Raw genomic sequence first — 18,571 nt, 5'->3', positions numbered from 1 at the left:
TTACACCACGATGCTGATTAACTTGCCTGGCACGACGATGATCTTCTTCGGCGTGGTCTCGACGTACTTCTGCACACTTTCGCACGCCAGCGCGGCCGCTTCGATGCTGGCCTTGTCCGCATCCTTGGCCACCGTGATCGAGCCGCGCAGCTTGCCGTTCACCTGGATCATCATCTCGATCTCGGACTGCTCCAATGCGACCGGGTCGACCTGCGGCCAGGCGACGTTGAGCAGGTCGCCATGCACGCCGGCGTAGCCCAGTTCCTGCCACAGCACGTGGGTGATGTGCGGCGCGACGGGGTTGAGCAGGCGCAGGAAGATGGAGAAGCCTTCGGCGATCAGCGCCTTCGACTGCGCGCTGTCATCGAGCTTGGCCGATTCCAGCGTGTTGAGCATCTTCATGCAGGCCGACACGACGGTGTTGTACTGGATGCGCTTCAAGTCGTAATCGGCTTGCTGCAGCAGCTTGTGCAATTCACGGCGCAGGTTTTTCTGCGCGTCGCCCGTGGCCGGCGCGGCGCCGCCAGCCAGCGCGGCCTGGATCGTGGCCGACTGCGCGTAGCCGAAGTTCCATACGCGGCGCAGGAAGCGGTTGGCGCCTTCGACGCCGCTGCCCGACCATTCCAGCGTCTGTTCCGGCGGCGAAGCGAACATGGTGAACAGGCGGGCCGTGTCGGCGCCGTACTGTTCGATCTGCGCTTGCGGGTCGATGCCGTTGTTCTTCGACTTCGACATTTTTTCCGTGCCGCCGATTTCCACCGGCTGGCCGTCGGCCACCAGGACGGCGCTTTGCGGACGGCCCTTGTCATCGAGGGACAGGCGCACGTCGTCCGGGTTGAACCACGTCGTCTTGCCCGCCGCGTCCTTGCGGAAGTAGGTTTCGTTGAGCACCATGCCTTGCGTGAGCAGGTTGACGAATGGCTCGTCGAACTTGACCAGGCCGAAGTCGCGCATGATCTTGGTCCAGAAGCGCGCGTACAGCAAGTGCATGACGGCGTGTTCGATGCCGCCGATGTACTGGTCCATCGGCATCCAGTAATCGTTGCGCGCGTCGACCATGGCGTCGTTCGAGCCTGGCGAGGTATAGCGCATGTAGTACCACGACGAATCGACAAAAGTGTCCATGGTGTCCGTCTCGCGGCGCGCCGGCTTGCCGCACTGCGGGCAGTCGCACTGCAGGAAGGCTTCGTATTTGTTCAGCGGATTGCCCGTGCCATCCGGCACGCAATCTTCCGGCAGCACCACCGGCAAGTCTTTTTCCGGCACCGGCACCACGCCGCAATCGGCGCAATGGATCATCGGGATCGGCGTGCCCCAGTAGCGCTGGCGCGAAATGCCCCAGTCGCGCAGGCGGAACGTGGTTTTCTTCTCGCCCAGGCCCAGCTCGGCCAAGTCGGCGGCCACCGCATCGACGGCGGACGCGAAATGCAGGCCGTCGTATTTGCCGGAGGCGACGCAGACGCCATCCTTGCTGCCATACGATTCCTGCCAGGCGTCCGTCGAAAATTCCTGGCCCTTGACCTCGATCACTTGCTTGATCGGCAGATTGTATTTCTTGGCGAAGCCGAAATCGCGCTCGTCGTGCGCCGGCACGCCCATCACGGCGCCATCGCCGTAGGTGATCAGCACGTAGTTGCCGACCCACACTTCCACCTGCGCGCCCGTCAATGGATGGGTGACGAACAGGCCGGTCGGCATGCCCTTCTTTTCCATCGTCGCCATGTCCGCTTCGATCACGGAACCGAGCTTGCATTCGGCGTTGAAGGCGGCCAGCGCAGGATTGCTTTGCGCGGCGTGGATGGCCAGCGGGTGTTCGGCGGCCACGGCGCAGAAGGTCACGCCCATGACGGTGTCCGGACGGGTAGTGAAGACGTACAGCTTGCCGTCGCCGATCAGGGCGCCTTCGGCATCCTTGATCTGGTGCGGGAAGGCGAAGCGCACGCCCGTCGACTTGCCGATCCAGTTGGTCTGCATGATGCGCACGCGCTCGGGCCAGCCCGGCAGCTTGTCGTCCACATAGGCCAGCAATTCTTCCGCGTAATCGGTGATGCGCGCGTAGTACATGGGGATTTCGCGCTTTTCGATCAGCGCGCCCGAACGCCAGCCCTTGCCGTCGACCACTTGTTCGTTGGCCAGCACGGTCTGATCGATCGGGTCCCAGTTCACGGTACCCGTCTTCTTGTAGATGATGCCTTTTTCCAGCATCTTGAGGAACATCCACTGGTTCCATTTGTAGTATTCGGGCTTGCAGGCGGTCATTTCGCGCGACCAGTCGATGGCCAGGCCCATCGATTCCATCTGCTGCTTCATGTGGGCGATGTTCGAATACGTCCATTGCGCGGGCGGCACATTGTTGGCCATGGCCGCGTTTTCCGCCGGCATGCCGAACGCATCCCAGCCCATCGGCATGAGCACGTTGTAGCCGTTCATGCGCAGGTAGCGGTACATCACGTCATTGATCGTATAGTTGCGCACGTGACCCATGTGCAGCTTGCCCGAAGGGTAAGGCAGCATCGAGCAGGCAAAATACTTGCCTTTTGGGAAACGCGGGTCGTGTTCGACGGCTTTATAGGCGTCGATCGCCTTCCAGTGCGATTGGGCGGCTTGTTCGACGTCGGCGGGACTATATTTATCTTGCATGATGTGCGGCCAATAGTGGATATGAACCGAGCATTATACTGGTTGTCGCCGCCCGATAGCGCGGCGCGCCGGCGGCCCGGGCCGGCATATTTTTGCCGGTGCCCAATTATGCTGTGTAATATATATGCAATCTTGTTCTTTGCATCAAAGCCGGCCATGATCGTCTACCAGGAATATTCGCCCATCCCCGCCCTGCGGCCCTGGCTGGACTGCGTCTGGACGTGCCGCGTGCGGACGGGCGCCACGCCCCTCACGCACCAGGTCTTGCCGGACAATTGCATCGACATCCTGTGCCAGGACCAGCAGGACGCCAGCTTTGCCGTCGGCATGATGACGGCGCCGATCGCCGTCGTCAGCCACGGCCTCGTGCAAACGGTGGCGGCCCGCTTCAAGCCGGGCGCCGCGGCGCGCTTCTTCCAGCTGCCCTTATGCGAACTCAGCGATGGCCGCGGCGACCTGCAGCAACTGTGGGGACGCGAGCTGGCGGCGCGCCTGGGCGACGCGCTGTGGAGCGACGTCTTGTCCAACGCGCAACGCATTGCCATCTTGCAGGATTATCTGCTGCTGCGCCTGCGCCAGGGACCGCCGCTGCGCCCCGCCGGCGTCGCCCAGCACGCCATTGCCGCCATCGAAGGCGCGCACGGCATGCTGCGCGTGGACGGCCTGGCGCGGCAACTGGGCGTGTCGCGCCAGCACCTGGCGCTGCAATTTCGCCAGCAAGTCGGCATCAGCCCGAAGCTGTTTGCCCGCATCTGCCGTTTCCGGGCCGCCAGCCAGGGATTGAAAAGTCTGCCTGAGCAGCCTGACTGGGCGCAAGTGGCCGTGCAATACGGCTATTTCGACCAGTCGCACCTGATCCACGACTTCCAGGATTTCGCCCACAGCTCGCCCGAGGCGTGGCTGACGGGCCGGCGCGCCTGAGCACCTGAGCACCTTCCATTTTTCCAATCGCGCGGCAAGCGCCAGTGGCATGATGGCGTTATTCTTCATTCACCAGGAGCAGAACATGATCAAGGGCTTGCGCACCGTCACCTATCCCGTCCCCGACCTGGACCAGGCCAAGGCCTGGTACAGCCAGGTATTCAATACGACGCCGTATTTCGACCAGCCGTTCTATGTCGGCTTTGCCATCGGCGGCTTCGAGCTTGGGCTGATGCCCGGTGGCGAGCCCGGCACGCAGGGCAGCGTGACGTACTGGGGCGTGGATGGCATCGAACAGGAAGTCGAGCGCATCGTTGCGCTGGGCGGCAGCCTGCACCACCCGATCACGGACGTGGGCGACGGCATCCGCACGGTGGAATTGCTCGACCCGTTCGGCAACCAGATCGGCCTCATCGACAATCCCCATTTCGATACGGCCAAGGTCGTCTAAGCGGCCTCGTCCTGCAGCCACAGCCGGAATTGCTGCAGGGCCAGTTTTTCATGCACCGCCTCGGGCGTGATCAGGTAATACGCGCGCTGGCCGCGCAGTGGGCGCTCGCATACGATTTGCAATTCGCCACGCGCCAGTTCCGCTTCGACCAGCATGCGTGGCAGCAAGACCACGCCCTGCCCTTGCACGGCCGCCATGGCCAGCATGGAAAACAGTTCATAGCGGGCGCCGTAGCGCGCCAGTTCCCCATCGACCTGCATGGCGTCAAACCATTGGCGCCAGGCGCCCGGGCGTGTACTTTGTTGCAACAGGGTCAGTTCCAATAAATCCTGCGGCTGCCAGTCGCTGCGCGCCGCCAGCAGGCGGGGGCTGGCGACGGGCACGATTTCTTCGTGCATGAGCAAGGTGGCGCGCGTGCCGGGCCAACGCGCCAGTTGCTCGGGCGTACCCGCGTACAGGGCGCCGTCGTATTCCGTATCGGCAAACATGAACGGTTTTGTATACGCGTCGATATGCACGACGATGTCCGGGTGCAAGTCCGCCAGTGTCGACAACCGCGGCATCAGCCAGCGCGTGGCAAACGTGGGCACGGAGGCGAGTTGCAAGGCGCCGCCGCCGCCTTGGCGCGCCATGGTGTCGAGCGTGTCGCGCTCCAGGCCATCGAGGCGGGCCGCGATCTGCCGCGCATACGCGGCGCCGGCGCTGGTCAGCAGCACGCCATGGCGCGTGCGCTGGAACAATTGCACGCCAAGAAAGCTTTCCAGGGACGAAATCTGGCGCGAGACGGCGCTTTGCGTGAGCGACAGTTCGCGCGCCGCATGCGTGTAACTCTGGTGGCGCGCGGCCGCCTCGAAACAATTCAGCGCCTGCAGCATGGGAATCTTGCGTGTCATCGGTACACCAGCAAAGGAATAAAGACCCCAGTATGCCGCAAGATATGCGTGGCACGCATGTCTGGGTGCAAATAAATCGTTTGCGCAAGGCTAGGCAAAAACCTACCATGAGCCATATTCAATCTTGCGCCGATCACCGGCGCTCACCTGCGAGGCCTGTGATGAGCAAAACCGTATTCGACTGGAATTCCCCCCTGCTGCTGGAAGAACAACTGACGGGCGACGAACGCGCCGTGCTGGAAGCGGCCCGCGACTATTGCCAGGGCAGCCTGGTGCCCAGGGTCCTCGAATCGTTTCGCCATGGCCGCACGGACGCGGCCATCTTCCGCGAAATGGGAGAATTGGGCTTGCTGGGCACCACCATCCCCGAAGAGTATGGCGGCGCCGGCCTGAACTACGTCTGCTACGGCCTGGCCGCGCGCGAAGTCGAGCGCGTCGATTCGGGCTACCGCTCGATGATGAGCGTGCAATCGTCCTTGGTGATGGTGCCGATCAACGCCTTCGGCAACGAAGAAACCAAACAGAAATACCTGCCGAAGCTGGCGACGGGCGAGTACATCGGCTGCTTCGGCCTGACGGAACCGAACCATGGCTCCGACCCCGGCAGCATGGTCACGCGCGCGCGCAAGGTGCCGGGCGGCTACAGCCTCTCCGGCGCCAAGATGTGGATCACCAACAGCCCTATCGCCGACGTGTTCGTCGTCTGGGCCAAGGACGATGAAGGCGCGATCCGCGGCTTCGTGCTGGAAAAAGGCTGGAAGGGTCTGTCGGCGCCCGAGATCCACGGCAAGGTAGGCTTGCGCACCAGCATCACCGGTGAAATCGTCATGGATGAAGTATTTTGCCCGGAGGAAAATGCCTTCCCCGACGTACGCGGCCTGAAGGGTCCATTTACATGCCTGAACAGCGCCCGCTATGGCATCGCCTGGGGCGCGCTGGGCGCGGCCGAAGATTGCTACCTGAAGGCGCGCCAGTACACGATGGACCGCCAGCAATTCGGCCGTCCGCTGGCCGCGAATCAATTGGTGCAAAAGAAACTGGCCGACATGCTGACGGAAATCACCATGGGCTTGCAAGGCTGTCTGCGCCTGGGCCGCATGAAGGATGAAGGCTCGCCCGCCGTGGAAATCACCTCCATCATGAAACGCAACAGCTGCGGCAAGGCGCTCGACATCGCCCGCATGGCGCGCGACATGATGGGCGGCAACGGCATTTCTGACGAGTTCGGCGTCATCCGCCACCTGGTCAACCTGGAAGTGGTCAACACCTATGAAGGCACGCACGATGTGCACGCGCTGATCATCGGCCGCGCCATCACCGGCATCGCCGCGTTCAACTGATGGATGGCTTCGCTTCCGCCCTCCGGCCCGCGCCGCTGACCGGCTTGCGCGTGCTCGACCTGTCGCGCGTGCTGGCCGGGCCGTGGGCCGGGCAAATGCTGGCCGACCTCGGTGCCGACGTGGTCAAGGTTGAACAGCCTGGCCGCGGCGACGACACGCGCTCCTGGGGGCCGCCGTATCTGAAAGATGAAGACGGCCGCGACACGGCCGAGGCGGCCTATTTCCAGTGCGCCAACCGCAACAAGCGCTCCCTGTGCATCGACCTGGCAGCCCCTGAAGGGCAGGCCCTGGTGCGCAAGCTGGCCGCCGAAGCGGACGTGCTGCTGGAAAATTTCAAATTGGACGGCTTGAAGCAATACGGTTTGGACGCGGCCAGCTTGCTGGCGCTCAATCCGCGCCTCGTGTACTGCTCGATTACGGGCTTCGGCCAGGACGGGCCATACGCGGCGCGCGCCGGCTATGACTTCTTGATCCAGGGCATGGGCGGCTTGATGAGCATCACGGGCGTGCCCGATGGCCAGCCGGGCGCCGGGCCGCAAAAAGTGGGCGTGGCGCAGACGGACATCCTGACGGGCCTGTACGCCACCATCGCCGTGCAGGCGGCGCTGGCCGAACGCGAACGCTCGGGCCTGGGCCAGCATATCGACCTGGCCTTGCTCGACGTGCAAGTGGCCGCGCTGGGCAACCAGGCAGCCAATTACCTGTGCGGCGGCAAAGTGCCCCAGCGCATGGGCAATGCGCATCCGAACATCGTGCCGTATCAAGACTTCCCCACGGCCGATGGCGACATGATTCTGGCGATCGGCAACGATGGGCAATTTTCGCGCTTCTGCGCCGTCGCCGGCCACCCGGAATGGGCGCAGGACGAACGCTTCGCCACCAATCCGCAACGCGTGGCGCACCGGGCGATCCTGATCCCCCTGATGCGCCAGACCACGGTCATGCGCACGACGGCCGAGTGGATCAGCGCCTTCGAGGCGCAAGCCGTGCCATGCGGCCCCGTCAATCGCATCGATCAGGTCTTTGCCGACCCGCAAGTGGTGGCGCGTGGCTTGAAAGTGGAGATGCCGCATCCGACGGCGGGCACGGTGGCGCTGGTGGCCAATCCCGTGCGCCTGTCAGCTTCGCCGGTGCAGTACCGCTTGCCGCCGCCGTTGCTGGGGCAGCATACGGACGAGGTGCTGCAGCAATGGCTGGGCCTTGATGGCGGCCAGATCGACGGTTTGCGCGAACGCAAGGTCGTCTAAAGAAGAACGCCGGGCAGTGGCAACACTGTCCGGCGTTTTTTTAGGCTATGTCACCGTCAAATGTGGGAACGCTCCCAGCGTTGCTTTCAATAACGTTTCGGGTGAACGGATGCGTCTGGCGTCGAGTATCCAGCGCCATGCCAGGTAGTTTGGCAGGTAGCGCGTGGCCACGCCGTGAAACGGCCTTAACCATTCGCGCAGGCGGCTGTGATATGCATTGACGTTCTGCACATGCGCGGCGCCCTGCACACGGATGCCGGCGCGCAGGTTGACGGCCTGATGGCTGAGGCCCGCTTCCCGCGCAAACGCCCGATAGGCGGCATGGCCATCCGTGACCAGCAGGATATCCTGGTCGATGACAGGCAATAAACAGCGGTGCAGTTGCGCCTTCTTCAGCGCGCCTTTGCCCGTGACGAAATCGAGGGTCTGGCCCGTGCGGTCGCGCGCCACCAGGATGCAGACTTGCTCGTTGGATATGCCGCGCCGTTGCGCATGGCCGCCGCGGCGGCGGGCCGGACGCGTCATTTGCCTCGATCCCTTTTCCGATTCCAGCACGTATAGCTCGTCGGCCTCGGCGATGCCATGCAGGCCGTGCGGCCGATCCGTCCTGGCGACGCTGAGAAAACGGTGGCGCCAGCGAAACGTGGTGTTGCGGTGCACGCCCAGTTGTAGCGCCGCCTTGCGCACGGAATCCGATGCAAGCAGGCAATCGGCGTAGTCGAGCCATAGCGACTTATGGCGCAGGCGGGCCAACGGCGTGCCCGTCAAGGCATTGAAGGTGCGTCCGCAAGGCACGCAGCGGTAGCGCTGCAGGCCATGCGCATGGCCATGCCGGTGCAGGTGGGGCGAGTGGCAGGCTGGGCAGGCCAAGCGCGACTGCGCCACGCCCTCCAGCAGCGCGACGGTCGCGTCGTGTGGCGTGTTGCCACGCAGCAGGGCCATGCCTGTCTGCCGCTGGCGCCGGTTCAGGCGAGCAAACTGGGCGATAAAACGGATCCATTCGGCTGGCTGCATGATCGGCTCCCTGTTTGATGGGTATGCAGAGTCAGACAACTCAGCCAAGCGAAGATTCCGGCATTTCCCCTATTTGCCGATGACAGAGCCTTTTTTATTGATTCAGCCTTACTTCAGCACCAGTTTCAGCGCCGGCTTTTCACCGTAATCTTCATAGCGCTCGTTGATGCCGGCGATACAAAACGTGATTTCTTCCAGTAAATCAGGCACTTGCGCCTTCATCGCCTCCGCATCCTGTACGACGATGTCGAGCACTTCGTTCGGTTTCAAACGAAACTGCGTCATGCTTTCATCGTCGCGCAGGTAGCTGAGGCAATCGACCCAGGCATCCATGCTGTTGCCGTAAAACTCGGGGAAACCGAAGGCTTGCACGCATTGCGCGTGAAAGCTCGCTGCGTCGGTGATGTCCTTTCCATTCAGGAGGGCAGTGGCCATGGTCTTCCTCAGTTCTTCAGCGACAGCACATCCTGCATGTCGAACAGGCCGGTGGGCTTGTCGGCCAGGAAACGCGCGGCGCGCAGGGCGCCATGGGCGTAGGTGACGCGGCTGCTCGATTTGTGGCTGATCTCGATGCGCTCGCCGATGCCGGCAAACAGCACCGTATGGTCGCCGACGATATCGCCGCCGCGGATGGTGGCAAAGCCGATGGTCGACGGGTCGCGTTCGCCCGTCACGCCTTCGCGGCCGTACACGGCGCACTCCTTCAAGTCGCGGCCCAGGGCACCGGCCACCACTTCGCCCATTTGCAGGGCCGTGCCCGACGGCGCATCGACCTTGAAGCGGTGATGCGCTTCGATGATTTCGATGTCATAGCCTTCGGACAGGCTTTTCGCGGCCAGCTCCAGCAATTTCATGGTGACGTTCACGCCCACGCTCATGTTCGGCGCGAACATGATGGCCGTCTTTTCGGCGGCGGCGGCAATCGCCGCCTTGCCCGCGTCATCGAATCCGGTGGTGCCGATGATCATCTTGATACCGTGCTCGGCGCAATACGCCAGGTGCTGCAAAGTGCCTTCTGGACGCGTGAAATCGATCAGGAAATCGGCGTTCGCCAAGCCCTTCGCCAGGTCGGACTCCGTCAGCACGCCGGCCGGCTTGCCGAGGAAGGCGGCCGCATCCTGGCCGATGGACGGCGAACCGGCGCGGTCGAGCGCGCCTGCCAGCACGGCGTCCGGCGCATTGCTGACCGCTTCGATCAGGATATGGCCCATACGGCCGCTGGCGCCAGCGATGGCAATTTTCAGTTCAGTCATTTTATTCTCTTACAGCAACTTATTTGGTGGGTTCGGCAGCGGGTGCAGGTGCAGGTTCGACGGCAGGCGCAGGCGTTACTTCCGGCTTGCTCACAGGAATGGCAGGGGCGGCATCGGCCGGCACCGGCACGGCGCTCGGCGCCACGGGCGACGGCACGGCGGCGGCTGGCGCGTCGGCCTTGGCGACCTTGGCGAACCGCGATGGGCCGGCGATGCGGTCGATGTATTCTTTCTCCGTCGGCAAGTTGCCGCCTTCGAAACGTTCCACCTTGCCATCCTTGCCGAAGTACACGACCACGCGGCTGCTGGTGGTTTCGCCACTGCCCCGCGCCAGGCGGAATGGGTAATCCCAGCGGTCGGCATGGAAGATATCGGTCAGTAAGGAAGTGCCGAGGACGAAACGCACCTGGTCGCGCGTCATGCCCACTTTCAACTGGGCCAGCATCTCTTCGGAGACAAAGTTGCCTTGTTGAATGTCAGGACGGTAGGGCGAGAAAAACCACATGAATTTTTGCAGCGGCGTGATGGTGGTCGTTTGTGCGCCCTGTTCGGGGACCAGTTCCTTGCCTTCTTTTTGAGCGGCTGCCGGCTTTTCGCCCAGGATGCCACGACTGGCGCAGCCGGACACGGCCAACGCGACACAGACCATGCCTGCCACGACTGGTGCTCGAAATGAAATACGGTGCCAGAGAGATGGCAATACAGCCGGTGTTACGCGCATAAATGACCTCAATTGGATGAACAAAACGCCAGGAGTGACCGGCCCGCCAAAAAATGCATATTTTGGCACTCCCCGACAAAACGCTATATGATAAAGCACCTGACCCACATACGAGCAACAAACATGAGTAACAATCCTAGTGATCTCAAGGCAAGCGGCCTGAAAGCCACCCTGCCACGGCTGAAGATACTCGATATCTTCCAGAGTAGCCCGGTACGCCACCTGACCGCGGAAGACGTGTACAAGATTCTGCTGGCCGACAATATGGATGTCGGTTTAGCAACTGTCTACCGCGTCCTGACGCAATTCGAACAGGCAGGCTTGCTCAACCGCAACCATTTTGAAACCGGCAAGGCGATTTTCGAGCTCAACGAAGGTTCCCACCACGACCACCTGGTGTGCCTCGACTGTGGCCGGGTCGAGGAATTCTTCGACGAAGACATCGAAATCCGCCAGCAAAAAGTGGCCGAAGAGCGCGGCTTCAAGATCGCCGAACACGCCCTGGCCATCTACGGCAACTGCATCAAGACAGCTTGCCCGCACAAAACAGCCTGACCCATGCCGGCCGCGCCCACGGGGCGGCTGGCCTCACGCTCAATGATGGCTGAGTGCGCTGGACAGTAATTTCGCCGTGATATCGACAATCGGGATGACGCGCTCGTAAGCCATGCGCGTCGGTCCGATCACTCCCAGTGTTCCCACGATCTTGCCGTTGACTTCATACGGCGCCGTCACCACGCTCATCTCATCCATCGGCACCAGGTTCGATTCGCCGCCGATGAAAATCTGCACGCCCGTCGCCTTGCTCGACACGTCGAGCAGCTGCATCAAGCCCGTCTTTTGCTCGAACATGTCGAACATCTGGCGCAGCGAATGCATATTCGATGACAGATCGCTCACGCTGAGCAAGTTGCGCTCGCCGGAAATCACCATGTCGTCGCTATGGTCGGCCATCGCTTCGCTGCCCGCCTCCACGGCCGCCTGCATCAGGCTGCCCATATCGTCGCGCAACTGGCGCAATTCCCCCTGCAGGCGCACGCGCACGGCGTCGAAGGACAGGCCGCCATAATTCTGGTTGATGTAATTGGCCGATTGCACCAGTTGCGCCGGCGTATAGTCGGCCTCCGTCAGCAATAAACGGTTCTGCACGTCGCCGCCGGGGGCGACGATGACGAGCAGGATGCGTTTTTCGGACAGGCGCAGGAATTCAATTTGCTGGAACACGGATTCGCGGCGCGGACTGAGCACAACGCCGGCAAACTGCGACAGCGACGACAGCATCTGCGCCGCGTTGGCGATGGTTTTTTGCGGTTGCGGCGTCTGCAGGCGCATGCGCGATTCCACCAGGTGCTCGTCCAGGTGCCGGACGGTCAGCAAGGTATCGACAAAGATGCGGTAGCCGCGCGGCGTGGGGATGCGTCCGGCCGAGGTGTGCGGACTGGACACATAACCGAGTTCTTCCAGATCCGCCATGATGTTGCGGATCGTGGCCGGCGACAGGTCGAGGCCGGAAATTTTCGACAAGGCGCGCGAACCGACCGGCAGGCCGTCGGCGATATAACGCTCGACCAGGGCTTTCAGCAGTGTTTGGGCACGTGTATCGAGTTGCATGGTGTTTTATTTAAGCAAGTATTTTGTTAAGCAAGCGGCAACGAAAGCGGCCGAACGTGCAGCAACAGCGCCTATTATGCACGTTCGCCCGGCCGGCGGCGATCAATCTTCCAGTTGCCCCTGCAGCCACAACAGCAATTCATCAAAGTTGGCGCAGATGGCGTCGGGCCGCACGCCGGCCGCCAGATGGGCGTCGCTGCCCTTGCGGTTCATCCAGACGGCGCGCATGCCGGCCCCCTGCGCGCCCGTCACGTCGAAATACAGGTCGTCACCGACATACACGGCTTCGTGGGGCGCCACGTCCAGCGCCGCGCAAGCGGCCAGGAAGATGCTGGCGTCGGGCTTGGCCACGCCAAAATCGCTGGCGGCGATCGATACCTTGAAGTGCTGCGCCAGGCCGATAATTTCAAGGTCCGCATTGCCGTTCGAGATGGAGCCGAGCAGCATGCGCTGGCCCATCCAGGCCAGGCCCGGCAAGACATCGTCATACGGCTGGACGCGATGGCGCGCGGCCAGGAATTGCAGGATGGCCCCGTCGACCAGGGCGGCATCCTCGCCGGCAGCCTCGAAGGCGGCCAGCAGGCCCGCGCGGCGCAACTCGATCAGGTTGCCATGGAAATGCGGTTGTTCGTTGAGCATGGCCAGGCGATGCTGGCGCAGCACCTCGATGGAAAATTGCCGCGCCACCTTGGGCGCATGCGTGGCCAGCCAGTCGTGCAGCAGGCTTTCGGCGGCGGCAATCACGGGCGCGATGGGCCATAAGGTATCGTCGAGGTCGAACAGGATGGCCTTGGGCGGCACGGTGGATTTGACAGGGGCAAGGGACATGGGACTCACAATGGGATGCTGCGTCACGGTGCGCAGGGTGCATCTATTGTCGCACCGATCGCCGCCGCCGGCATGGCTGCGCTCCCGTGAAATGGGGCCGGGCCAGCGCATCCCGGCGAAAAATTGTTACAGGGTGATACAAGGCAAGGTCATCCAGCTTGCCAGATAGACTAAAATAGGCGCCATTCCAATGCGGCGCCAGCGTCCGCGTTGCGCTACCCAACCTAATTCGTTTTGGAGAATGTATGAAAAATTTGTACCTGCGCTCGATGCTGGCGGCGGCTTGCGCCGTCACACTGGCAGCCTGCGGCGGCAGCGGCGGCAACCTGTATCTGCAAGTTAGAGTCGACGGCCTGGCCAAGGATGGCCTGATTCTCCTGAATGACGGGGAACGCTTGCCGGTGACTGCGGGCCTGAACAACGTTGTGTTCACCAAGCTCGTCAAGACCGATGACCGCTACGATATCACCATCGCGCAACAGCCCAAGGGCGCCGTTTGCACCATGATCAATGGCGCCGGCAAGGCATCGAGCTATACCGTAACCACGGCCCGTGTGAGCTGCCAGACCAACTCCTACCCGCTGAGCGGCACCATCACCGGCTTGAGCGCCGATGGCTTGCGTCTGATAATGGGCCCCAGCGGCATCAGCCCGCTGACTGGCGCCACCACCTACGAATTCAAAAGCGTTGATGACGGCGCCGCATACGGTATTTCCATACTGGCTCAGCCAACGGGCCTGAAGTGCCGCTTCCAGGGTTCAAAGAGTGCCGACGGCAGCGATACGGTCGGCACGATGGGTTCTGCCGCCACGACCGCGGCCACACTTGACTGCACGCCGCAGTAATCCTTGCGATCCGTCACCTATTTTTTGGAGAAATACATGAAGTTATCCTGCTTGCGCCCACTCGCCGCGCTGCTGCTGACCCTGGGACTGGCCGCTTGCGGCGGCAAGGCCTCGTATGAGGTAGGCGGCACGATTTCCGGCTTGAACAATGAAGGACTGATCCTCGCCAATGGCGGCGACCCCCTGCCGGTTCCTGCAGGGAAAACGTCGTTCACCTTTGCCAAGCGCATCGACTATGGTACCGACTACAACATCACCATCCAGCAACAACCGGCCCACATGACTTGCGGCATCAGCGGTGGTTCCGGCTCGGCTGGTCATTACCTCAGTATCAGCGCCGCTGTGAGTTGCTCGCAAAACAGCTATACCGTGGGCGGCACGATTTCCGGCCTGACCGTGGACGGCCTGGCGCTGATTAACGGTAGCACAACAACAACGGTGGTCAAGGACGCCAAGACCTTTACCATGGCCGGCTCAGTCGCCTATGGCGACACCTATGGCATCAGCGTCTCCGTTCAGCCCAAGGGTCTGCAGTGCGTCGTACAGCCGGGCACTGGCGGCGGCACCATGGGCGAAGCGAATGTGACGACGGTGCAGATCGCCTGCAATCCGGCCTGAGTTGCGGCAACGGTAGCCGCTGCGCGGCTACCGGGAAGAGATATCATGAAAATCTATATTTGATATTCAAAATATAAATTGGAGTTATATGTGGCGATGCAGCATAATGCATCTGTCTCCTCCAACTCTTCCAAGAATTGGATTTAGCCCGCTTTTACCAGCGGGCTTTTTTTTGTCCAAAATTCCTCAGGCAGGCTTGCTCAAGTCCGGCTGCAGCATCTGCACGATGCTGGAGAAATCCTGCTGCGCATAACCGGCTTGCGCATGCATCTGGTACAGCTGGCGCACCAGGCCGCCCAAGGGCGTGGGCGCGTTGGCCGACAGGGCCGACTGCTGCGCCAGACCCAGGTCTTTCAGCATCAGCGCCGTGCCGAAGCCGCCAGTGTAATTGCGCGACGCGGGCGTGCCCTCCATGACACCGGGCCACGGGTTGTACACTTCCAGGGTCCAGTTGCGTCCCGAACTCTTGGCCATGATGTCGGACAACACTTTCGGGTCCAGCCCATGCGCCACGCCCAGATTCAGCGCCTCGGCCGTGCCGGCCATCAAGATCCCCAGCAGCATGTTGTTGCAAATCTTCGCCACCTGGCCCGCGCCCGCCTCGCCCGCGTGGAAGATATTCTTGCCCATCTTTTCCAGCAGGGGACGCGCCTGCTGCAAGGCCGCTTCGCTGCCGCCGACGATGAAGGTCAGGGTGCCGGCCGCCGCGCCCGCTGTGCCGCCCGAGACGGGCGCATCGATCATGGCAAAGCCGCGCGCCGTGGCCGCCTGCGCCACTTGCCGCGCCACGTCGGCGGCGATGGTGCTGCAATCGATGAACAGGGCGCCCGGCCTGGCCGAATCGAGCACGCCGCCTGCGGCCAGATACAGCTCCTGCACGTGCTTGTTGGCTGGCAGCATGGTGATGACGGCGTCGGCCGTCTGTACGGCTGCGCTGGCGGAGGCGGCCGCCGTGGCGCCCGCCTCGACGAGCGAAGCCACTGCCGCCGGCGTCAGATCGAACACGGAAACGTGAAAGCCGGCGGCCACCAGGTTGCGGGCCATCGGCGCGCCCATGTTGCCCAGGCCGATGAAAGCGATATGTTGCATGCGTCTGTCTCCTGTTGTTCTTTTAATGTAAATCGGCCAATGGATGCTGCGTCCACGGCGCCGTGAAATATGCATTGAGATATGCATCGCCGACCTCGCTCAGGCTGGCCGGCTGCCACTGTGGCGCGTTGTCCTTGTCGATCAGCAAGGCGCGCACGCCTTCGCGGAAATCGGCATGGGCGCAGCATTGCACGGCAACGATCAATTCCAGCTGGAACACTTGCGCCAGACTCATGTGCCGCGTGCGTACACGCATGGCCCAGACCAAAGCGGCCGAACTGGGCGCGCCCTTGTCCAGCGAGTGGGCCGCCTTTTGCAGCCACACCGAATCGCCGTCGTAGGCGGCAATGGCGGCCACCACTTCGGGCAAGGTGGGCGCTTGCGTCAGCGCGGCGATGGCGTCGAAGTTGGCGCGCACTTCGGACACGGGCAGCATGGATGACGGCGCCGAGAAGCCGCGCAGCAAGCGGCTCAGTTGCTGGTGATTCGCCGCGGGGCTGGCTTGCCATTGCGCCAGCGCCAGCGCGTCGAGCACCATGTTCCGCTCGTCCTGGCGCAGGAAATAGTCGCCCAGGCCCGCGAACAGGGCGTCGGCCCCGTTCATTGGTGCCCCCGTCAACCCCAGGAACAGGCCGCTGCGCCCCGGCATGCGGCCCAGGAACCAGCTGCCGCCCACGTCGGGGAACAGACCGATCGTGATTTCCGGCATGGCGATGCGCGTGCTTTCCGTCACCACCCTGTGGCTGGCGCCGGCCATCAGGCCCAGGCCGCCGCCCATGACGATGCCGCCGCCCCACACCAGCAGCGGTTTCACATAGGTATGGATGCGGTGGTCGAGCCGGTATTCCTCGGCAAAGAAGGCCAGCGCCTGCGGATTCGGCACAACGCCCGGCTGCTCGACGACGGCCGTGCGCAGGCTGCGCACGTCGCCGCCGGCACAGAAGGCCTTGTCGGTCGACGATTGCAGCACCACGCAGGCGATGGCCGTGTCGCTGGCCCAGCGCACGAGGGCGCCATCGATGACGCGTATCATCTCCAGGGTCAGCGCGTGCAAGGACTTCGGCGCGTCGAGGGTGATGACGCCCAGCTTCATGCCGCCGGGACAGTCGCGTTCTTCTATCTTGACGGTCTCAACCAAGGTTTCAGCCACAGTAGTTTCAGCCATTCTTCCACTCCGCCGGACGTTTTTCCAGGAACGCTTGCACGCCCTCTTTCTGGTCTTGCGTATCGAACAGGCCGAGGAACAGGGTTCGTTCATCGGGCAGAGAATCGACGAGCGGATGGCTGCGCGCGCCCTGGATCAGGGTCTTGCACGCCGTCACGCTGCTGGGGCTCTGGCGCGCCACCTTGGCGGCCAGGGCCAGGGCCGTGGCGGCAGCCTTGCCGGTTGGCACGACTTCCTCGACGAGGCCGATGGCCAGGGCCTTGTCCGCATCGACGCGCTCGCCACATAAAATCATGCGCTTGGCCCAGCCTTCGCCCACCAGCCACGGCAAATGCTGCGTGCCGCCCGCGCACGGCAGCAAGCCGACGGACGCTTCCGGCAAGGCCATCTGCGCGTGTTCCTCGGCAATGCGGATGTCGCAAGCGAGTGCGCATTCGAGCCCGCCGCCCATGGCATAGCCATTGATGGCGGCGATGCTGACGCCGCGAAACGCGGACAGCGCCTCGAACGCCTCGCCAAAGGCGGCGGCCATGGCGAATGCCGTGTCCTTGTTGCCATCGGCAAACACTTTCAAATCGGCGCCAGCCGAGAAGAACTTGGCGCCGCCGCCCGTGATCACGAGAGCGTACACATCGGCGTCGGCATTCAGGTCGGCCACCAGCTCCTTCAGGGCGCGCAGGCTGGCCAGGGTCCACGTGTGGGCGGGCGGGTTGTCGAGGGTCACCAGGGCCGTGTGGCCACGGCGTTCCAGCAGCAAATTCGTATACACTTTTGTCATCGTAAAGTCTCCGTGGCGCCGTCTTTCAAAATCGCTCGCGCGACGATCAGGCGCATGATTTCATTCGTCCCTTCCAGGATCTGGTGTACCCGCGTGTCGCGCACGTGGCGCTCGAGCGGGTACTCGCGGATGTAGCCGTAGCCGCCATGCAATTGCAGCGCATCGTTGGCGACATTGAAACCCACATCCGTGGCGAAACGTTTTGCCATGGCGCAATACGCGGTGGCGTCCGGGCTTTCCTGGTCGAGTTTCCAGGCCGCCAGGCGCACCATCTGGCGCGCCGCCACCAGCTCCGTCAGCATGTCGGCCAGCTTGAATTGCAGGGCCTGGAACTGGGCCAGTTCACGGCCGAACTGCGTGCGCTCCTTCATGTAGGCCTGCGCCCGCGTCAAGGCCGCCTGCGCCGTGCCGACCGAGCACACGGCGATATTGATGCGTCCACCATCGATGCCCTTCATGGCGATGGCAAAGCCTTCGCCTTCCACGCCCAACAAGTTACCAACAGGCACTTTCACCTGGTCGAAGCTGATGATGCGCGTGGGCTGGCTGTTCCAGCCCATCTTTTCTTCCTTCTTGCCATACACGATGCCGGGCAAATTCGCCGGCACGGCAAACGCGGAAATGCCGGCCGCACCCTCGCCGCCGGTTCTCGCCATGACGATCAGCATGTCCGTCTGGCCCGCGCCGGAAATGAAGGCCTTCGTGCCGTCCAGCACATAGAAGTCGCCATCCTTCACGGCTTTCGTGCGCAGGGACGCCGCGTCCGAACCCGATTGCGGTTCCGTCAGGCAATAGCTGGCCAGCTTCTGGCCGGCGGCCAGGGCCGGTACCCACTCGTCGCACAGGGCTTCCTGGCCCCAGCGCGACAGCATCCAGGTGGCCATGTTGTGGATCGTGATGTAGGCCGTGGTCGAGGTGCAGCCGCCCGCCAGCTCTTCGAAGACGATGGCCGCATCCTGGCGCGACAGGCCCAGGCCGCCCCAGCGCTGCGGCGTGTACAGGCCGCAAAAGCCCATCTCGCCCGCCTTGGCGATGGTTTCCACCGGGAAGATCGATTCCGCATCCCAATGCGCCGCGTGCGGCGCCAGTTCGCCGTCGGCAAACGCGCGCGCCGCCTGCTGGAACTCGCGCTGCTCGTCGCTCAGTTCAAAGTCCAT

The 18,571-nt window shown here is 62.9% G+C and carries 19 protein-coding genes; 7 read left to right on the top strand and 12 right to left on the bottom strand.

Features of this window, described 5'->3' with window-relative positions:
• The gene (leuS, locus tag GCN78_RS04960; protein WP_152250701.1) at positions 1–2,640 is read right to left on the bottom strand and encodes a leucine--tRNA ligase; all 2,640 of its coding nucleotides are present in this window, start codon (positions 2,638–2,640) and stop codon (positions 1–3) included.
• 132 nt (positions 2,641–2,772) lie between these two features.
• Here leuS and GCN78_RS04955 point away from each other — a divergent pair, with 132 nt between their 5' ends.
• Entirely contained in the window at positions 2,773–3,561 is a 789-nt protein-coding gene (locus GCN78_RS04955; RefSeq protein WP_226939473.1) for an AraC family transcriptional regulator, read from the top strand.
• A 49-nt stretch (positions 3,562–3,610) separates the two neighbouring features.
• On the top strand, positions 3,611–4,012 hold the full coding sequence (locus tag GCN78_RS04950; RefSeq protein WP_226939472.1) for a VOC family protein: 402 nt from the start codon (positions 3,611–3,613) through the stop codon (positions 4,010–4,012).
• Here GCN78_RS04950 and GCN78_RS04945 read toward each other — a convergent pair.
• The gene (locus GCN78_RS04945; protein ID WP_193316617.1) at positions 4,009–4,905 is read right to left on the bottom strand and encodes a LysR substrate-binding domain-containing protein; all 897 of its coding nucleotides are present in this window, start codon (positions 4,903–4,905) and stop codon (positions 4,009–4,011) included. The two genes, GCN78_RS04950 and GCN78_RS04945, sit on opposite strands and share 4 nt — an antisense overlap.
• A gap of 161 nt (positions 4,906–5,066) precedes the next feature.
• On the opposite strand from GCN78_RS04945, the gene GCN78_RS04940 reads away from it, so the two are divergent.
• Complete coding sequence (locus GCN78_RS04940) at positions 5,067–6,245, top strand: acyl-CoA dehydrogenase (RefSeq protein WP_152250700.1); 1,179 nt, start codon at positions 5,067–5,069, stop codon at positions 6,243–6,245.
• Entirely contained in the window at positions 6,245–7,492 is a 1,248-nt protein-coding gene (locus tag GCN78_RS04935) for a CaiB/BaiF CoA transferase family protein (protein WP_152250699.1), read from the top strand. Before GCN78_RS04940 ends, GCN78_RS04935 begins: the two co-directional genes overlap by 1 nt.
• Before the next feature lie 45 nt (positions 7,493–7,537).
• Here the strand turns inward: GCN78_RS04935 and GCN78_RS04930 are convergent, their stop codons facing one another.
• The 4 genes from GCN78_RS04930 to GCN78_RS04915 form a co-directional block, all read right to left on the bottom strand.
• Positions 7,538–8,506 carry an IS1595 family transposase gene (locus GCN78_RS04930; protein ID WP_152250698.1) on the bottom strand — a complete coding sequence of 323 codons (969 nt, stop codon included), beginning with the start codon at positions 8,504–8,506 and terminating at the stop codon, positions 7,538–7,540.
• Between the two features lie 108 nt (positions 8,507–8,614).
• Positions 8,615–8,941: a barstar family protein gene (locus GCN78_RS04925; protein ID WP_152250697.1), complete on the bottom strand. Its 327-nt coding sequence runs from the start codon at positions 8,939–8,941 to the stop codon at positions 8,615–8,617.
• Positions 8,942–8,949: 8 nt separating this feature from the next.
• Positions 8,950–9,759 (bottom strand): 4-hydroxy-tetrahydrodipicolinate reductase, encoded by an 810-nt coding sequence (dapB, locus tag GCN78_RS04920; protein WP_077408775.1) that lies wholly within the window; start codon positions 9,757–9,759, stop codon positions 8,950–8,952.
• Positions 9,760–9,778: 19 nt separating this feature from the next.
• Entirely contained in the window at positions 9,779–10,408 is a 630-nt protein-coding gene (locus tag GCN78_RS04915) for an outer membrane protein assembly factor BamE (RefSeq protein WP_152250892.1), read from the bottom strand.
• A 195-nt stretch (positions 10,409–10,603) separates the two neighbouring features.
• Here GCN78_RS04915 and fur point away from each other — a divergent pair, with 195 nt between their 5' ends.
• Entirely contained in the window at positions 10,604–11,035 is a 432-nt protein-coding gene (gene fur / locus GCN78_RS04910; RefSeq protein ID WP_071075246.1) for a ferric iron uptake transcriptional regulator, read from the top strand.
• Between the two features lie 39 nt (positions 11,036–11,074).
• Here fur and hrcA read toward each other — a convergent pair whose 3' ends face one another.
• The gene (gene hrcA, locus GCN78_RS04905; RefSeq protein ID WP_034745713.1) at positions 11,075–12,091 is read right to left on the bottom strand and encodes a heat-inducible transcriptional repressor HrcA; all 1,017 of its coding nucleotides are present in this window, start codon (positions 12,089–12,091) and stop codon (positions 11,075–11,077) included.
• A 102-nt stretch (positions 12,092–12,193) separates the two neighbouring features.
• Positions 12,194–12,919, bottom strand: a complete 726-nt coding sequence (locus tag GCN78_RS04900; RefSeq protein ID WP_193316616.1) for an HAD family hydrolase — start codon at positions 12,917–12,919, stop codon at positions 12,194–12,196.
• A gap of 245 nt (positions 12,920–13,164) precedes the next feature.
• Here GCN78_RS04900 and GCN78_RS04895 point away from each other — a divergent pair, with 245 nt between their 5' ends.
• Both GCN78_RS04895 and GCN78_RS04890 read left to right on the top strand, forming a co-directional pair.
• Positions 13,165–13,764: a hypothetical protein gene (locus tag GCN78_RS04895; protein WP_152250696.1), complete on the top strand. Its 600-nt coding sequence runs from the start codon at positions 13,165–13,167 to the stop codon at positions 13,762–13,764.
• Positions 13,765–13,800: 36 nt separating this feature from the next.
• Complete coding sequence (locus GCN78_RS04890) at positions 13,801–14,382, top strand: hypothetical protein (RefSeq protein WP_152250695.1); 582 nt, start codon at positions 13,801–13,803, stop codon at positions 14,380–14,382.
• A gap of 186 nt (positions 14,383–14,568) precedes the next feature.
• On the opposite strand, the gene mmsB is transcribed toward GCN78_RS04890, so the two are convergent.
• The 4 genes from mmsB to GCN78_RS04870 are packed head-to-tail and all read right to left on the bottom strand — an operon-like array spanning position 14,569 to position 18,571.
• Positions 14,569–15,546: a 3-hydroxyisobutyrate dehydrogenase gene (gene mmsB / locus GCN78_RS04885; RefSeq protein ID WP_226939471.1), complete on the bottom strand. Its 978-nt coding sequence runs from the start codon at positions 15,544–15,546 to the stop codon at positions 14,569–14,571.
• Positions 15,494–16,636 carry an enoyl-CoA hydratase/isomerase family protein gene (locus GCN78_RS04880; protein WP_152250693.1) on the bottom strand — a complete coding sequence of 381 codons (1,143 nt, stop codon included), beginning with the start codon at positions 16,634–16,636 and terminating at the stop codon, positions 15,494–15,496. The genes mmsB and GCN78_RS04880 overlap by 53 nt, the downstream gene beginning before the upstream one ends.
• Positions 16,629–17,414 carry an enoyl-CoA hydratase gene (locus GCN78_RS04875; protein WP_152250692.1) on the bottom strand — a complete coding sequence of 262 codons (786 nt, stop codon included), beginning with the start codon at positions 17,412–17,414 and terminating at the stop codon, positions 16,629–16,631. The genes GCN78_RS04880 and GCN78_RS04875 overlap by 8 nt, the downstream gene beginning before the upstream one ends.
• Positions 17,411–18,571 (bottom strand): acyl-CoA dehydrogenase family protein, encoded by a 1,161-nt coding sequence (locus GCN78_RS04870; RefSeq protein WP_152250691.1) that lies wholly within the window; start codon positions 18,569–18,571, stop codon positions 17,411–17,413. Before GCN78_RS04870 ends, GCN78_RS04875 begins: the two co-directional genes overlap by 4 nt.

It is taken from the genome of Janthinobacterium rivuli, assembly GCF_009208735.1.
Classification (GTDB): domain Bacteria; phylum Pseudomonadota; class Gammaproteobacteria; order Burkholderiales; family Burkholderiaceae_D; genus Janthinobacterium.
This window is presented reverse-complemented; position numbering and strand designations above follow the sequence as displayed.

Bases quoted from the DNA above. Each gene is read 5' to 3' on its own strand.
- leuS (WP_152250701.1), bottom strand. From the start codon at position 2,640: ATGCAAGATAAATATAGTCCCGCCGACGTCGAACAAGCCGCCCAATCG.
- GCN78_RS04950 (WP_226939472.1), top strand. From the start codon at position 3,611: ATGATGGCGTTATTCTTCATTCACCAGGAGCAGAACATGATCAAGGGC.
- GCN78_RS04945 (WP_193316617.1), bottom strand. From the start codon at position 4,905: ATGACACGCAAGATTCCCATGCTGCAGGCGCTGAATTGTTTCGAGGCG.
- GCN78_RS04940 (WP_152250700.1), top strand. From the start codon at position 5,067: ATGAGCAAAACCGTATTCGACTGGAATTCCCCCCTGCTGCTGGAAGAA.
- GCN78_RS04935 (WP_152250699.1), top strand. From the start codon at position 6,245: ATGGATGGCTTCGCTTCCGCCCTCCGGCCCGCGCCGCTGACCGGCTTG.
- GCN78_RS04930 (WP_152250698.1), bottom strand. From the start codon at position 8,506: ATGCAGCCAGCCGAATGGATCCGTTTTATCGCCCAGTTTGCTCGCCTG.
- GCN78_RS04925 (WP_152250697.1), bottom strand. From the start codon at position 8,941: ATGGCCACTGCCCTCCTGAATGGAAAGGACATCACCGACGCAGCGAGC.
- dapB (WP_077408775.1), bottom strand. From the start codon at position 9,759: ATGACTGAACTGAAAATTGCCATCGCTGGCGCCAGCGGCCGTATGGGC.
- GCN78_RS04915 (WP_152250892.1), bottom strand. From the start codon at position 10,408: ATGGTCTGTGTCGCGTTGGCCGTGTCCGGCTGCGCCAGTCGTGGCATC.
- fur (WP_071075246.1), top strand. From the start codon at position 10,604: ATGAGTAACAATCCTAGTGATCTCAAGGCAAGCGGCCTGAAAGCCACC.
- hrcA (WP_034745713.1), bottom strand. From the start codon at position 12,091: ATGCAACTCGATACACGTGCCCAAACACTGCTGAAAGCCCTGGTCGAG.
- GCN78_RS04900 (WP_193316616.1), bottom strand. From the start codon at position 12,919: ATGTCCCTTGCCCCTGTCAAATCCACCGTGCCGCCCAAGGCCATCCTG.
- GCN78_RS04895 (WP_152250696.1), top strand. From the start codon at position 13,165: ATGAAAAATTTGTACCTGCGCTCGATGCTGGCGGCGGCTTGCGCCGTC.
- GCN78_RS04890 (WP_152250695.1), top strand. From the start codon at position 13,801: ATGAAGTTATCCTGCTTGCGCCCACTCGCCGCGCTGCTGCTGACCCTG.
- mmsB (WP_226939471.1), bottom strand. From the start codon at position 15,546: ATGCATATTTCACGGCGCCGTGGACGCAGCATCCATTGGCCGATTTAC.
- GCN78_RS04880 (WP_152250693.1), bottom strand. From the start codon at position 16,636: ATGGCTGAAACTACTGTGGCTGAAACCTTGGTTGAGACCGTCAAGATA.
- GCN78_RS04875 (WP_152250692.1), bottom strand. From the start codon at position 17,414: ATGACAAAAGTGTATACGAATTTGCTGCTGGAACGCCGTGGCCACACG.
- GCN78_RS04870 (WP_152250691.1), bottom strand. From the start codon at position 18,571: ATGGACTTTGAACTGAGCGACGAGCAGCGCGAGTTCCAGCAGGCGGCG.